The 15089-nt window shown below is 41.1% G+C and carries 16 protein-coding genes; 4 read left to right on the top strand and 12 right to left on the bottom strand.

The features are described 5' to 3' along the window. Positions 1–98: 98 nt before the first annotated feature. Entirely contained in the window at positions 99–659 is a 561-nt protein-coding gene (locus K1I80_RS00655) for a hypothetical protein (RefSeq protein WP_223313385.1), read from the bottom strand. A gap of 293 nt (positions 660–952) precedes the next feature. Here K1I80_RS00655 and K1I80_RS00650 point away from each other — a divergent pair, with 293 nt between their 5' ends. Then, positions 953–1480: a DUF2975 domain-containing protein gene (locus K1I80_RS00650; RefSeq protein WP_223313386.1), complete on the top strand. Its 528-nt coding sequence runs from the start codon at positions 953–955 to the stop codon at positions 1478–1480. 12 nt (positions 1481–1492) lie between these two features. Then, complete coding sequence (locus K1I80_RS00645) at positions 1493–1702, top strand: helix-turn-helix domain-containing protein (protein WP_002894739.1); 210 nt, start codon at positions 1493–1495, stop codon at positions 1700–1702. Between the two features lie 54 nt (positions 1703–1756). On the opposite strand, the gene lacG is transcribed toward K1I80_RS00645, so the two are convergent. The 11 genes from lacG to metG form a co-directional block, all read right to left on the bottom strand. Continuing rightward, positions 1757–3163 carry a 6-phospho-beta-galactosidase gene (lacG, locus tag K1I80_RS00640; RefSeq protein WP_002899825.1) on the bottom strand — a complete coding sequence of 469 codons (1407 nt, stop codon included), beginning with the start codon at positions 3161–3163 and terminating at the stop codon, positions 1757–1759. Positions 3164–3261: 98 nt separating this feature from the next. Beyond that, positions 3262–4968 (bottom strand): lactose-specific PTS transporter subunit EIIC, encoded by a 1707-nt coding sequence (locus K1I80_RS00635; protein WP_223313387.1) that lies wholly within the window; start codon positions 4966–4968, stop codon positions 3262–3264. Next, positions 4968–5285: a PTS lactose/cellobiose transporter subunit IIA gene (locus K1I80_RS00630; protein WP_009754858.1), complete on the bottom strand. Its 318-nt coding sequence runs from the start codon at positions 5283–5285 to the stop codon at positions 4968–4970. The genes K1I80_RS00635 and K1I80_RS00630 overlap by 1 nt, the downstream gene beginning before the upstream one ends. 48 nt (positions 5286–5333) lie before the next feature. Beyond that, positions 5334–6167, bottom strand: coding sequence for a PRD domain-containing protein (locus K1I80_RS00625; protein ID WP_223313388.1), 834 nt, complete (start codon positions 6165–6167; stop codon positions 5334–5336). A gap of 196 nt (positions 6168–6363) precedes the next feature. After that, complete coding sequence (gene lacD / locus K1I80_RS00620) at positions 6364–7344, bottom strand: tagatose-bisphosphate aldolase (protein ID WP_002894728.1); 981 nt, start codon at positions 7342–7344, stop codon at positions 6364–6366. 3 nt (positions 7345–7347) lie between these two features. Further along, positions 7348–8277: a tagatose-6-phosphate kinase gene (locus K1I80_RS00615; RefSeq protein ID WP_223313389.1), complete on the bottom strand. Its 930-nt coding sequence runs from the start codon at positions 8275–8277 to the stop codon at positions 7348–7350. Between the two features lie 12 nt (positions 8278–8289). After that, positions 8290–8805, bottom strand: coding sequence for a galactose-6-phosphate isomerase subunit LacB (lacB, locus tag K1I80_RS00610; protein WP_002894723.1), 516 nt, complete (start codon positions 8803–8805; stop codon positions 8290–8292). Between the two features lie 16 nt (positions 8806–8821). After that, complete coding sequence (gene lacA, locus K1I80_RS00605; RefSeq protein WP_223313390.1) at positions 8822–9247, bottom strand: galactose-6-phosphate isomerase subunit LacA; 426 nt, start codon at positions 9245–9247, stop codon at positions 8822–8824. Between the two features lie 207 nt (positions 9248–9454). After that, on the bottom strand, positions 9455–10210 hold the full coding sequence (locus K1I80_RS00600) for a DeoR/GlpR family DNA-binding transcription regulator (protein WP_223313391.1): 756 nt from the start codon (positions 10208–10210) through the stop codon (positions 9455–9457). A 453-nt stretch (positions 10211–10663) separates the two neighbouring features. Beyond that, a complete protein-coding gene (locus K1I80_RS00595; RefSeq protein WP_223313446.1) occupies positions 10664–11425 on the bottom strand; it encodes an EcsC family protein in 762 nt (253 codons plus the stop codon). 400 nt (positions 11426–11825) lie between these two features. Next, on the bottom strand, positions 11826–13820 hold the full coding sequence (gene metG, locus K1I80_RS00590) for a methionine--tRNA ligase (protein WP_223313392.1): 1995 nt from the start codon (positions 13818–13820) through the stop codon (positions 11826–11828). A gap of 244 nt (positions 13821–14064) precedes the next feature. Between metG and K1I80_RS00585 the strand changes: the two genes are divergently transcribed. Next, positions 14065–14391, top strand: a complete 327-nt coding sequence (locus tag K1I80_RS00585) for a DUF805 domain-containing protein (RefSeq protein WP_223313393.1) — start codon at positions 14065–14067, stop codon at positions 14389–14391. A 156-nt stretch (positions 14392–14547) separates the two neighbouring features. Beyond that, a complete protein-coding gene (locus K1I80_RS00580; protein ID WP_223313394.1) occupies positions 14548–15081 on the top strand; it encodes a DUF805 domain-containing protein in 534 nt (177 codons plus the stop codon). The last annotated feature ends 8 nt before the right edge of the window (positions 15082–15089 follow it).

Genomic DNA, 15089 nt, shown 5'->3' with positions numbered 1-15089 from the left:
TAGTAATAAATTGAAATGAACCATGATACAGCTTCGGAAGTCTACCTAATTCGGAAAAATCTTCTCCAAGGAATCAGGAACAATTTCAATAGCTGATGTTACTGTTTTTTAGGCATGTTTGAAACAAAAATATAAGACATTTTCAAAACATTTACCAGTTTATCACGTTTCTCTTTTAAGTTCTGCAGGAACGGATCTCGTACTTCTGCTGGAACTTCTAAATCATCTGAACCATACTGAGATAATTGATCACTAAGAGTCTGTTTTGATTCCTCAAAAGCTTTCAAACCTTCTTCCGCTTCTTTGTCAAAATCTGCTCTTTCAGACTCAGGGAGTTTTTCTCTAATTTCTCCACTATATTTGATGTAATTATCCGCAAGCTTATTGTACACGGTTTTCAAGTCACCAATTGTTGTTGCGTTAGCGATTTCTTCGTCTGTAACCAAGACAAAGTCAGGCGTTTCTAAATTGGCACTTGACGAAGTACTTGAACTGCTTGAGTTACTTGCTTTACTGCTTGATTTTGAAGACTTTTTAACTGAGCTAGAAGCAGCCTTGCTTTCTGAAGATTTAGAAGTAACGGATGAATGATTATTTGAACATGCTGCTAAGGTAACTGCTGCTAAAAAAACCACGCTGGCTGAAAAAATCTTTTTCATTTTTATCTCCTTAAATAATAAGTAATTTCATTATAGAATAAAACTAATGAGCTGTCAAAAATCCGACTATTTTTTAAAGAAATCAAAAATTCCCATTTTTTCCTCCTTGAATTAATTTGAAAACAGTATAGCATAAAAAATAAGGAATTACTTTTATGATAGAAGGAAATTTGTTTTTGTTTTTTATCGTTTTTCGATATATTTTTCTTGAAATACAATAAAAAATAGATTATAATAAGAATAAAAGGAAAAGAAAATCTACTGCCGGCTGATTTTCGATAGAGGTAAGCATCATGAAAAAGATTGAATTAAAAAATAACTCTTTACTCAAAGATATTGTTACTCTATTAAACCTTATCATAGTGGGTTATGCTGCTATTCTGGTGTTTCTTACTATCCTAAGTGTGATTTCTTACACCGGTCTTTCCGACAGGTTGGGAATAACGCTCAATGTTCAATTTCTGCCCTCAGTTGAATTTTCAAATTGGTGGAGTATTCTAGCCTTTGTTATAAATCTTCTCACAGCTTCTTTGACTATTTATCTCATCTATCTTGCTCGTAATTTCATCAAAAATTTGATTGGTGGAAAGATTTTTGATTCATCAAACACGCAACTAGCTGATAAGGCATGGAAAGTCTTTCTGGCTCTGACCTTTCTTTCCGTCAAGGTTGCTGCATCAGGCAATCCCATCACCCTCCCCTTCTCTTTTAACGCCAGTATGAGCTTTACACCTCTCTTGGGTGCTCTGATTATTTGGCTGATGATGAAAATTCTGGAAAAGGGGATTGATATAGCTGAAGAGAATGAATTTACCATCTAGGAGGCTGCTATCATGATTATCGTTAATCTTGATGTCCAGCTGGCCAAGAAAAAGATGAAACTGGGTGAACTGGCCGATATCATCGGTATCACAAACGCCAACCTTTCCATTCTCAAAACGGGCAAGGCCAAGGCTATCCGATTTAGCACCCTCAATGCTATCTGTCAGGCCCTTGATTGCCAGCCTGGAGACATCCTAGAATTTACAGATGATGAAGAATAAAAAAACTCCCGTCCTAGCCGATTTCATTTAGCTAAGGATGGGAGTTTTGCTTTTCTATTCAATCATTTGTGTTTCAGCTAGTTTCTTATACCAGTGAGCGGATTTCTTCGGATAGCGTTCCTGAGTTTCAAAGTCTACGTAGAATAAGCCGTAGCGTTTTTCATAACCGTTAGACCAAGAAAAGACATCCATCAGAGACCAAATAAAGTAGCCCTTGACATTAGCCCCGTCCGCAATCGCATCGGATAAAACTTCCAGATGCTGCTTGACGTAGTCAATGCGAGCATCGTCGTAAACTGTATTGTCCACAAATTCATCTTTATAACCCAGACCATTTTCCGTGATATAGATTTTCTTGTAGTTTGGATAATCTTTCTTAATCCGCATGATCTGATCATAAAGACCTTGCGGATATATAATCCAATCCCAATCAGTTTTCGGAATATGGGTTGGAGATTCTCTGCGCCCTACACCCTTAATCTGGTACTTGGAGCTTCCCTTTTCGCCTTTTCCGTTATGGATAATTTCTGTTTCACCGTCAAAGTCGCGCATCCAATCACTCATATAGTAGTTGATGCCAAGGAAGTCATTGAGGTCTTTAGCTGCTTCTAGAGCTGCAAAGTCTTCATCTCGCAGATCCAGCTGACCACCATTGACCTTAAGGATATGATTCACTCCTGCCAAAGTTACATCTGAATAGTGTCCCAGATAAGTCGCATCTAAGATGAACTTGTTATGAATAATATCTTCCAATTCTGCCGCTCTGACATCTGCTGGATTTTCTGGGTCGTAAGGGTATTTTGTCGGCAGGGCATGAACGACACCGATTTCACCCTTGTAGCCCTTGTCCTTATAAAGCTTAACGGCGCGGGCATGGGAGACCATCATGTTGTGGTGGGATTGGAAAACCTTGGCCAAGTCATACTGAATCCCCGGCGGGAATTTGCCGACCAAGTACTGCCCGTCACCAATAGGACCAATTTCGTTGAAAGTTGTCCAATAGCGAACTTCTGGAAATTCTTCAAAACAGAAAGCCGCATAGTCCACAAAGTGCTCAATATTTTCCCGATTGAGGAAATCGCCATTTGAATGGAGAGCCTCTGGTGTATCAAAGTGGTGAAGGGTCACAAAAGGTTCTACATGACGCTTGTGGCATTCTGCGAAAAGATTATGGTAAAATTCCACACCTTTTGGATTGACCTCGCCATAGCCTGTCGGGAAAATCCGTGACCAAGCGATGGAGATTCGAATGCCATTAACACCATACTCTTCAGCCAATTTCAGATCCACAGGGTACTTGTGGTAAAAGTCGCTGGCAGGTTCTGCCGTGTACCAGTAGTTATCCTCTAGGTATTTATCCCAGGCAACAGGTCCTTTTCCATCTGTGTGGGTTGCTCCCTCAGCTTGATAGGCTGCTGTGGCACCACCGAAAATAAAATCTTTAGGTAAGCTTTTTGTCATCTTATTTTCCTTTCAATAGCATTTGAGGTGAAACAAGTAAGTAAATACGTAAATAACAGGGGAATTGAACTTTGCTTCACCTCAAATGAACTAACAAATTAGTTGTTAAATTGCTCCTGAACGAAGGCCAGTGCTCCTTTGCCATCACGGGTGAGTTTGATGTATTGGCCACCTTCAGTCTTAGCTAGCTTGATGCCTAATTTATCTGTTTCCGCCTTCATGTCTTCAAAGTTGGAGGCAACTTGAGGAGCCAGGATAACCAGGTCAAACTCAGGCAGCATTTCACGGTGAGCACCGTAGCCGCCAGCTGCTGCTTTGACAGGAACATTGTATTCAGCTGCTGCTTTATTCAAAGCGTTGGCCAGCAATCCACTAGTACCACCGCCTGCACAGAGCACCAGAACATTGGTTTCTTCGCTAATATTGTTTTGCGCTGGAGCTTCTTCATCCACTCCTGCTTTTTCAAGGATAGCCTCCGCTTTAGCAGTATTAAAGTTAGCTGCTACCTTTTCTTTAAGAGCATCGTTAGCTTTGCCGGAACGTTCTTCTTCTAGGATTTGTTCGTCGTAAACCTTGACAAATGGATAGTAAATAATTACATCTACTACGACAAGGAGGGCTGCAAGAACAAAGGACAGAAGCTGGAAGTTCGTACCCAGCACAATTCCCAGAGGTCCAGGTGTCACCCAAGGAAGGTTGGCTGAGAAAGAGTTCATGTTTAAGGCATCAACAAAGAATTTGAAAATCCATACGTTTGCGATAGGTGCAAAGATAAAAGGAATAAAGAAAATCGGATTCAGAACGATTGGTGCTCCAAAGAGAATAGGCTCATTGACACCAAAGAAAGTTGGGACAACAGATGCCCGTCCAATTGCACGGTTACGCTCGGACTTACAGATCCACATGAAGAGGAATGGAACAATCAAGGTCGCACCAGTACCACCCATGGTAACGATGAACATTTGAGTACCAGAAGTGATGACCTTATCCGCATGCTGACCAGCTTGTACCAGAGCCAAGTTGGCATCGATATTGGCATAAGTAATGGCAGCAATGGCAGGCTCAACGATAGACGGACCGTGAATTCCCACAAACCAGAAGAAAGCATAAGCACCAAAGATAAGTGTGATTCCCAGATAGCCATCTGCCGCTGAGAAAAGCGGAGCGAGAAGTGTTCCGATGGATTCAGCAACCGTCACTCCCAGACTTGCTTTAACAAGCAGTTCCAAACCGTAGAGCAGAACGACTGAGACAGTAAATGGAATCAAGTCTTTAAATACTTGAGAAATATTTGGTGGAACTTCTTCTGGCATACGAATGGTGACATTATTTTTCACACAAACCTTGTAGACATTAACGGTCACAAAGGCAGCGATAAAGGCTGTCAAAAGACCTTTGGTTCCCATGAAGGCAGTTAGGAAGCCACCTTCCTTGGCAGGTTCAGCCGCCATGAGGAGGAAGCCGACCATAGAAGCCAGCATAGTAGACAAGAAGTTAATCTGGTTTGTCGCAGGCAGGTCGCGGTTGACAGAGTCTGTCAAAGCCTTTGCAGTGGTCCCACCCACAAAGAAAGCCAGAATCCCCATCGAGTAGCTATAAGGGGTCATTAGGAAAGTTTCAATATCCTTAGACCAGTGGAAGCCCCAAGCATTTGGCACATAGGCAATCAAGATAAAGATAGATGAGAAGAGGATGACTGGCATACCAGCGATAAAGCCATCCCGAATAGCACGGAGATAGATATTCCGAGAAATCTTCTCAAAGAAAGGCTTCCCTTTCTCAATAAGTCCGATGAGTTTGTTCATTATTTTACTCCTCTTTTGTATAGTTCAATCAAATGGTGCATCATGTCTTTTAGCAAAATAGTAGTCATTAAGTGATCTTGACCGTGCATCATGGTCACGCTGTAAGCCAAGTCCTCACCAGCAGCTTCTTTTGTCAAGAGACTGGTCTGAGCGTGGTGAGCTTCAGCGATGCAGCTATTGGCTTCTTCTACCAAGGCATCTGCCTTAGCAAAATCCCCAGCCTCTGCGGCTTTCAAAGCTTCCAGAAGCTTGGAGCGAGCGTCACCAGCGTAGGCTACAATTTCAAAACCGAGCAATGTTACTTCTTCTCTATTCATGAGAGATCCTCCTTGTATTCTTATGTAAAATTTTATTATTATTTTCTATTATAAAAGGCGTTGAATATGCAGCACTAGGTAGACCCGTTCGCTGCGGTAGAGATCAATTCCCGTCTTCTGGGCAATGATGTGGTAAATATCACTTCCGACCTGATAGGCTTGAGGGTAGGTCATCTGAATCTGACTTTCCATTTCCAGCAGGGAAACATTGTCATCACGGCTTCTGTCCAGATAGTCCAAAAAGTAGTTCAGGTGAATCATAAAACGGTCATAAAAGTTGCTGTTTTCTGCACTTCTTTTAATGCCATTTTTCTTCAGCTCTGCCTCAACTGCAGCCAGAATATCTTTTCGCCTGCCCAAGTGACTTTGCCCCTCGGGATTGGTCTCCCCTTCAGCATTGATAAAGTGATAGGCAATACGATTGACCTCGTCGCTCGGGAAATGATCTAACAACCGCTCGCGGTATATCGCTACTGCTTCCTGGGCAATCTGATAAGGGACAGGGTATTTGTCCGAAGCATCCGGCAGATCACTCTCCTTGTACCGCCCCTGCTGCACAGCCTGATAAGAACAGTAGATGTGATCCGTCAGCGTGACATAGATATACTCCTGGACAGGGTAATCATACTTCTTAGAAAGGGTATCAATCACATCATAAGTCACTGTGATAAAGTCCAGCGGAACATCTTTGAGCAAGGCCACAAAGTTTTCTTTAGACTCTTCCGTTCTTAGGCGAAAGATTTTCTCAATCTTACTTTCCAGAACGATATCACCCTTCTTTTTATTAAAAGCTATGCCACTGCCAATCAGAACAACCTCTTCACCATTTTCATGTTTGGCTAGAGCAACATTGTTGTTCATAGGATGTATGATTCGATACATATCTCCTCCTCTTCATTTTCTAGGGTTCTGGCAAAACAAAAAGACCACAAACAAACCGAGGCTATATCTTCCCTCAATTTATTTGCGGTCACGCCTAATCCAACTTAGTAACGCTCACCCTATTCAATTCCTGACTTCATTATAGCATATCAGTCTCAGAATGTAAACCCTTACTTTATTTATTTTTTAACAAATTTTAGGCTCTTTCTTTCCAAGAGGTAGCTGTTTTTTGAAGAACCTTGTTGAGCTCATCAATATTTTCAAATCCTGTTGTACGGAGCCACTTGCGAGCTGCTTCTTCACCTTGCTCAATGTAGTCTTTGACGCTGCCAGCCCAAGTCGCCCGTCCGCAAAGAACGCCGTTGAAGTTAGCACCTGACTCATGAGCAAACACAAGTGTTTCTTGGAAAAGTTTCGCAGATACACCCGCACTCAAGTAGATGTATGGCAGGTTAGTCGCCTCATCCTGTTCCTTGAAGAAAGCTGCAGCTTGTTCTTTAGTATGCACCACTTCACCGTCACCAAAACCTTCAACATATTTAACATTGACTGGAACTTCCACTTTCAAGACATCAATATTGAAACGTGGATCTGAGAAGACCTTCATGGCACCGATAACCTTATGAGGTTTCACTTTTGCGTATTCAGCGCTGGAAGCATCCGCAATCTTTTCATCGTAAGCCAAGATTTCAAGGAAGAAAGGAATATCTTCTGCCACACACTCAGAACCCACACGCTCGATATAAGCCTGCTTTTGCTGGTTGAGTTCTTCAGAGCTGTCTACATCATAGTAAAGGAGGAATTTCACTGCATCCGCGCCTTGTTCTTTGATGCGTTTTGCAGACCAAACATCCAGACAGTCTGGCAGGCGCTTGGTGCTAGAAGTATCGTAGCCTGTCTTTTCATAGGCCAATAGCAAGCCAGCATTCTTGTCCAAAGCCTTAGTAGCAGGCAGTCCATACTCAGGATCCAGCAACATAGATGAAGCATAAGGAGTTAACTCTTCTGCGACCAAAACTTTCAGTTCTTCCATTTGAGCTACTGTTGGTTCTGCTTCCTGGTGTTGAGCCATGAGGCGTTTCAAAGCACCGCGTTGGTCAAATGCCAAGGCAGAAATGATGCCATTCTCATCAGAGAGTTTTTCCATGTACTTGCGTTTTTGTTCTGTTAATACCATTCTTTATACCTCTTTTACTGTGATTTGATTGTATAGGCCGTCGTAGTTTTCAACATTGACATGACCGGTCATTTTTTCTTGGGCATTGAGCATGCCGAGAACGTTCGCTTTTTTGAGCAGAGAAACATCATCCGCTTGATGACTCAAGGCTGAAGAAATTCCTGCAACAGTTGAGTCGCCAGAGCCAACTGGATTGACTACTTGGATTTTAGGAATATCTACTTTATAGAAAGTGTCCCAGTGTTTGGCAAAAGCTCCGTCTGCACCAAGAGATACGATGATCCACTCGATTCCTTCAAATAGCGGTTCTGAAAGAACAGCTTTTAACTCACCCAAATCTTTTGAAACATCGCGGCCCAATAACTGAGAAAGTTCCTCATTATTAGGTTTGATGGCAGTTGGCTTCACATCTGATTTGAGTACAGCTTCCAGAGCTGCTCCAGAGCAATCCAACACCACCTTATTGCCAGCTTGATTAGCAATTTCAACCAATTGAATATAATATTCAACAGGTAAACCAGTTGGTAGACTTCCCGAGATACTAACTACCTCAGCTGATTCCATTAATGATTTAAAATGATGTAAAAAACCATTTGCCTCATCCGCTGTAATAGTCGGACCGGCTTCTAGGATTTCTGTTTGCTTACCTTCGTGTAAGATAGCAATACAGTTTCTCGTATCTCCCGAAATGTTATAAAAGCATTGTCTAACATTAGGATGAAGGTTTTGTAATAAGAACTCTCCATTAGTCCCACCAATCAGGCCCGTCGCAGCAACATTATCTCCAATTTCTGCCAAGACCCTGGTTACGTTGAGACCCTTTCCGCCTGCTGTTTTACTGACTTCTGCAACACGATTAACAGTATCAATTTTCAATTCTTCTAAGAGATAGGAAATATCGATAGAAGGATTCATGGTCACTGTAAGAATCATCTAGCTACCTCACTAATCGTGGTACTCTCCACGATCCCATTTTTCAAGAAATTCTGTAAAGAAGTTGGCATCTGTTTGATGAGCATTGTGAGTCTCAACGTGCTCAATTTTTGCGATCAATTTTTTATTTTCTTCAGTTGGCTTGTACTCCGCATGAATGAAAGCTTCGATGATGTCACACATAAGGAGCTCACCAGTGATTTTTCCGCCAAAACCGATAACATTGGCGTTGAGTTCTTCCTTAGCATAGAGAGCTGAAGTCATGTCACGTACCAAAGCTGAACGAACACCAGGAACTTTATTTACAGCGTTGTTGATACCGACACCTGTACCACAGATACAAACACCAAGATCAGCTTGTCCACTAACGACTGCCTCCCCTACTTTTTTACCAAAGATTGGGTAGTGAGTACGAGTATGGTCATAAGTACCAAAATCAAGAACTTCATAACCTTTTGATTTTAGAAAATCTGAGACTGCCATTTTTTCATTGGTAACGATATGGTCACATCCAATTGCAATTTTCATTTGATTTCTCCTTTTCTTAGCACATCTTGTTGAGCATGTCGACCCGGATTTGGTGACGGCCGCCATCGTATTTACCATTGACAAAGCCTTTGGCAATGTTCTTAGCCAGCCCTTCAGCAACGATTTCAGCTCCCATCGTAATCATGCGAGAGTTGTTATGGCCGCGAGTCATGTAGGCAGAGCGTTCATCTGAGACTTCCGCCGCTACCATGCCTTTGATTTTGGTCGCTACCATAAATGGACCAGCACCATAAGCGTCAATGACAATACCAAGATTTTCCTCTTGTTTATTCACTTCAGCCGCAACTGCAAGGGTCACATCAACAAAATCTTGACCTTCTTTCGTCACATCCACCACTTCAAAGTTTTCTCCGACGAGAAAATCCTTGACCACATCTTTCAGCTTGCTTCCAGCAGCATCTGCTCCAATAATAATTGCCATGAGCATTCTCCTTTGTTTTATTTTTTGCACAGAATATTGTTTATAAAAAACACTTTCTGTTTCCTATAAGTATACTATACTCCTTTAAAAGTTTTTTGTCAACATATTTTTGTTTATTTTAATCAAAATATTTTTAAATATGATTAAAATAAACAAAAAAGCCCTAAAAAGAGCTTTTTGATAATTTTTTCATCCATTTAAAATAAACTAGGAAATAATCTTGGTATAGACTTCCAGTTCTTCCTGAGCATTTTCCAACATCTGATCTGTGATAACCGCCGTAATCTCAGCCAAAGGACAGATAGATGTGAAATCTTCCTTGCCAATCTTAGAAGAATCAATCAAGAGGTAAGACTCTGACGAGCGCTCCAAAGCCAGCTTCTGAGTGTAGGCTTCTTCAAAAGAAGAGGTCATAATCTGACCATTTTTGATACCATTGCCGCTGAAAAACATCTTAGTAAAGTACATCTTATCCATGATGGCATTGGTCATCTCGCCGACAAAGGCTTGAGTCGCTTCCCGCATCTCCCCACCCAGGAGAAAAACTTTGAAGGTATCCGACTTCTTCTTCAAAAGATCGCGAAAAATCGGCAGACAATTGGTAATCACGCGCAGATGTTTATTGGTGATTTCCTCAGCCAGCACTTCCACAGAAGTCCCCGGCCCAAGAAAAATAGTATCGCCATCTTCAATCAGCTCCACAGCCTTCTTGGCCACAGTCCGCTTGGCCTCGATATTCTGATAAAGCTTCTCTTCATGAGGGATTTCTCTGTACTTGAGGTGCTGATTACTTTTAGCCCCACCGTGAACACGAGTCAGCAGCCCTTTACTTTCCAACTCAATCAAGTCCCGTCGAACCGTCATGTCGGAGACCTTCATACTCTCTACAATCTCAGCAACCGTCACTGTCCCAGCTCGATCAACCAGCCTAATTATTTCATCCTGTCTCTGATTTTTACCCATACTATTCCCTCTCTACACTCTAGTTTTGTTTATTATAACTCATTTTTCTGTTTTTTTCCATATTATTTGTTTGTTTTAAACAAAAATGAGGGTTTGCGATATGGTATAGGATGTTAGAAAAACCTCAAGATGAACATCATGAGGCTTATTTCTATTCTGAATAATCACTATGCAGTTTACTAAGGCTGATTTTGGAAAGAAAGTTTATATTGCCTAAGCAGCCAATTAAAATTGAAAGCAAGAGAGAAAACTTGATTAAATCTTACTTATCCTTATCATTCGTCTTTAGTATCCAATTAAACAATCCAATCATTTTTGGGAAGGTAAATGAATAGAACAGAGCCTTTCCAACAGACATTTCCTTAGGTTTATTCAAATCTTTAGATATTTTGTTCATACCTTTAGCCCATACTTGTAGAGCAAAGACTTTCATAATAAATTTTGACAATTGAATTATTCCTCATCTTCAATTACTTCAGCTTCTTTACGGATTGATTTAACATCTTTTTCATATTGTTCTTCATTGTAATCAATCATTTTAGAAAGTTCTTTTTGCAAGTTTTCCCCCATTGGTTTCATAGTAGCAAAAGTGATACCTCCTGAAATAACCCCTGAAACAACTGGAAGAACTTTGGAAACTCCTTTAGCAAATGTTCCCTTTGTAAGACTGATACCGAAAACCTTTAATACTTTTTTCAAAATTGGATAATACAAGGTTTTTGTTAAAGCTTTTTGTGGAATTGACTTGAGTGCCTGTTTTCCAATCGCCACGCCTCCAGCTCTCAGTAACGCACCTGTTCCAGAGACACCTAACATAACACCCAGATACAATAGCAACGTATTTTGGGCTTCTTCTGTTAATTTATCCTTTTCAGACCACAAATATTGGAAGCCGTAGATATAACCTAGTTCTTGAGCTAATTTTAAAGCCATGGCATAATATTGAGCAACATCTGCTGGTATGGTCACAGCCATAGCAATTCCTCCTGGTAAACCAGCAAGAACAGAAGCTCCACTTGATAATAGGACATTATCCATAATACAAGCCTTTGCAGCTTTGTCCAATTTATCCTTGGAAACAATATTTACAGGACCATCAGCTAATAATTTCCCTACTTCTTCTTGACTTAAACCTTTGCCAAATTTATCCATTAAAAATTGATTTCTATCAACTTTAACTACTGGAAGCTTGGAGACTTGCTCTAAGACTTGCATGGCCACTTCTTCTGGCTTCGCATCAAATTTACCCTTAGCCCCATTAACCACCTTATCAATCTCTTTACCAGCGCTCCCTGTAACATCTCCGACAGCTTTAGTAGTAGCATTAAAACCATTTCTTACTGCTTTAACAGTCCCATTGGCTAAGTCACCAGATCCTTTAACAACATCATCCCAAAAAGCCATAAATAATTCTCCTAAAATAATTTAATAGATAAAAGTAAATCTACAAGCCAATTATCCTACAACTTGTCAACTTTGTCAATGTACTGACGGTTATTTAAATGTTTTTTGGCTAACAATTCTTTTCTCAATCACAAACCATACCTTTTTAATTTCCAAATTCAAAAATCCCCCAGCAGCCTCCTGCTAGGGGATTGTCATTAGATCAAAGATTTTATCCAATCAAACTTCCATTTGGGACTTTTTCATCCACGGTAAGGAGAGTCAGTTGGTCGCCGTGCTCAGCTGATAGAATCACACCTTGGCTGATGCGGCTCATCATTTTACGCGGTTTGAGGTTGGCTACGATTTGGACTTTCTTACCGACCAGTTCTTGCTCGTTTGGATAGTATTTAGCAATACCAGAGAGGATTTGTCGGTCCTCACAGTCTCCTGCATCTAAGCGGAATTGAAGAAGCTTATCTGAGCCTTCAACTTTAGAAACCTCTTTGACTTCTGCAACACGGATTTCCACCTTATCGAAATCGTCAAATTTGATTTCCTTGCGGTTGAGTTTGAGCTCGACTTCTTCTGGATTCCATTCTTTTTGAGCTGCTGGTTTGCCAGCTTCCATTTGTCCCTTGATATAGGCAATTTCTTCTTCCATATCGAGACGCGGGAAGATTGGTGTTCCTTTCTCTACAACTGTCAGACCTGCTGGGAGCTGGTCAATTGCTAGATTTTCCAGTGAAACTGCTTGAGGCAAGCCAAGTTGGCTAAGGACAGCCTTGCTCGTTTCCATCATGAATGGCTCAATCATATGGGCCACAACACGAAGGCTGGCTGCCAAGTGGCTCATGACTGCTGCCAGTTCTTTGACCTTGGAATCATCCTTAGCCAGAACCCAAGGAGCTGTTTCATCGATATATTTATTAGTGCGGGAGATGAGCGTCCAGACTGCTTCCAGGGCACGTGGGTAGTCAACCCCGTCCATGTGTTTGTAGTAGTCAGCGATGGATTGAACTGCCACCTGAGCCAGAGCTCCATCAAAGTCTGTCACATTTTCTTCAAAGGCTGGCACTTGACCGTCAAAATACTTATTAATCATAGAAACAGTACGGTTGAGGAGGTTTCCAAGGTCATTAGCTAACTCATAGTTGATACGACCTACATAGTCCTCAGGTGTGAACGTTCCATCTGAGCCAACTGGTAGACTGCGCATGAGGTAATAACGCAGGGCATCCAAACCATAACGTTCTACCAGCATTTCCGGATAGACCACATTACCCTTAGACTTGGACATCTTTCCATCCTTCATGACAAACCAACCGTGAGCAATCAAGCGGTCGGGTAGCTTAATATCCAGCATCATGAGCAGGATTGGCCAGTAGATAGAGTGGAAACGCAGAATGTCCTTACCCACCATGTGGAAGACTGTTCCATTCCAGAATTTATCATAGTTAGCATGATCATCCTGACCGTAGCCAAGTGCTGTCGCATAGTTGAGTAGGGCATCAATCCAAACATAGACAACGTGTTTAGGATTGGATGGTACCGGCACACCCCAAGTAAAGGTTGTCCGAGATACGGCCAAGTCTTCTAGACCTGGCTCAATGAAGTTTTTCAGCATTTCATTGAGACGTCCGTCCGGCGTGATAAAGTCTGGGTGAGATTTGAAAAATTCTACCAAGCGGTCTTGGTACTTGCTGAGGCGGAGGAAGTAAGACTCTTCTGATACCCACTCAACTTCATGTCCGGATGGCGCAATTCCACCAGTTACTTTCCCATTTTCATCACGGAAGACTTCTGCCAGCTGGCTTTCGGTAAAAAATTCCTCATCTGATACAGAATACCAGCCTGAATATTCACCCAAGTAGATATCATCTTGTGCTAAGAGACGCTCAAAGACATCAGCTACAACCTTTTCATGGTAGTCATCGGTCGTCCGGATAAATTTATCATAAGAAATGTCCAGCAGTTTCCAGAGTTCCTTGACCCCAACCGCCATACCATCTACATAAGCTTGTGGGCTGATACCAGCTTCTTCAGCTTTAGCCTGAATCTTCTGTCCATGCTCGTCAAGGCCAGTCAAATAGAAAACATCGTAGCCCATGAGACGCTTGTAGCGAGCCAACACATCACATGCAATGGTCGTATAGGCAGATCCGATGTGGAGTTTACCGCTCGGATAGTAGATAGGGGTTGTAATATAAAAGTTCTTTTCAGACATGATTTCTCCTTAGGAGGCAAATGAGACCTCTTTTTATTCGGAAATTGCCATTTATCACGCAGATAAACCGCAAACTTCAACACTTTATTTTATCACCATTTGAAAAATAAAACAATGAATTGCCAACTTAGATATATCTGCTCAGCGAGGGTGAAGAGGAATGTACTCCTAAAAACAAAAATTAAATTTCAATATTTAGTGATTTATAATATAATAAGATAAATAAATTATTTAGGAGATTATTATGATTTATGCATATCTTGATTTTTGGCGGAGAGCTTTTGACTTCGCCGGCCGGTCAGATCGCCCAGATTATTGGTGGGCTATATTTGCCAATATGTTGATAACTATCTTATCTTTAATTTTCTTACTTACGGTTGGAGAGGATGCGGCTCCTCTTCTATCGCTAATTCAGATTTATGGTTTCTTTACTATCATTCCTAATCTATCTCTGTCCATTCGCCGTCTGAGAGATGCTGGTTACCATTGGGCTTTTATCTTCGTGTCTTTTATTCCAGTTATTGGTAATTTCATTCTACTCTTCTTCCTCTGTCAACCCTCAGAATACTAAAAAATCAAGTTTCATCACTTTATAATGGTAGGACCAATCCAAACGGGTTGGTTTTTATCTTGCAATATTACATTAAATACCTAGTATTTTCTGAAAACTTGCAATCATAGGGCAAATATAGTACACTAAATAAAAAATAATAAAAGGAATTTTAATATGATTGATGCATATAAAAAGTTTTGGAAGGGATATGTTGACTTCACCGGTCGCTCAACTCGCCCAGATTTTTGGTGGCCCATTCTCTGCCATTTTTTAGTAATGATTCTAATACTTTGCATTGCTCTTGTGATTGAAACAGTTTTGAACTCTGAGACTGGAGGAGCCTTATCTAGCACCTTAGCAGGTCTAATGGTGGTCTATTTTATTGCAATTCTTCTTCCCTCTCTCGCTATTCAAGTCCGTCGCTTACGGGATGGTGGCTATCATTGGGCACTTATCTTATTGTACTTGGTCCCATTGGTGGGTCGTTTAATTCTGTTGGTGTTTTATTGCCAGCCTACTAAATATGAACCTGCTGTTAATAATTTCTATAACAATCAGAATTATCAAGAAAATCAATTTGGTCAGAATCCTTATCAAAATCAGCAAAATTATCAAGGGCAGCAATTTGATCAGAACCCCTATCAAAATCAGCCTAATCCTCAACAAAACTTTGCATCACCTGAAAACGAGCAAAGTCCATTTGAATAAAGCAAAAG

The organism is Streptococcus sanguinis, from assembly GCF_019929225.1.
GTDB lineage: Bacteria > Bacillota > Bacilli > Lactobacillales > Streptococcaceae > Streptococcus > Streptococcus sanguinis_J.
This window is presented reverse-complemented; position numbering and strand designations above follow the sequence as displayed.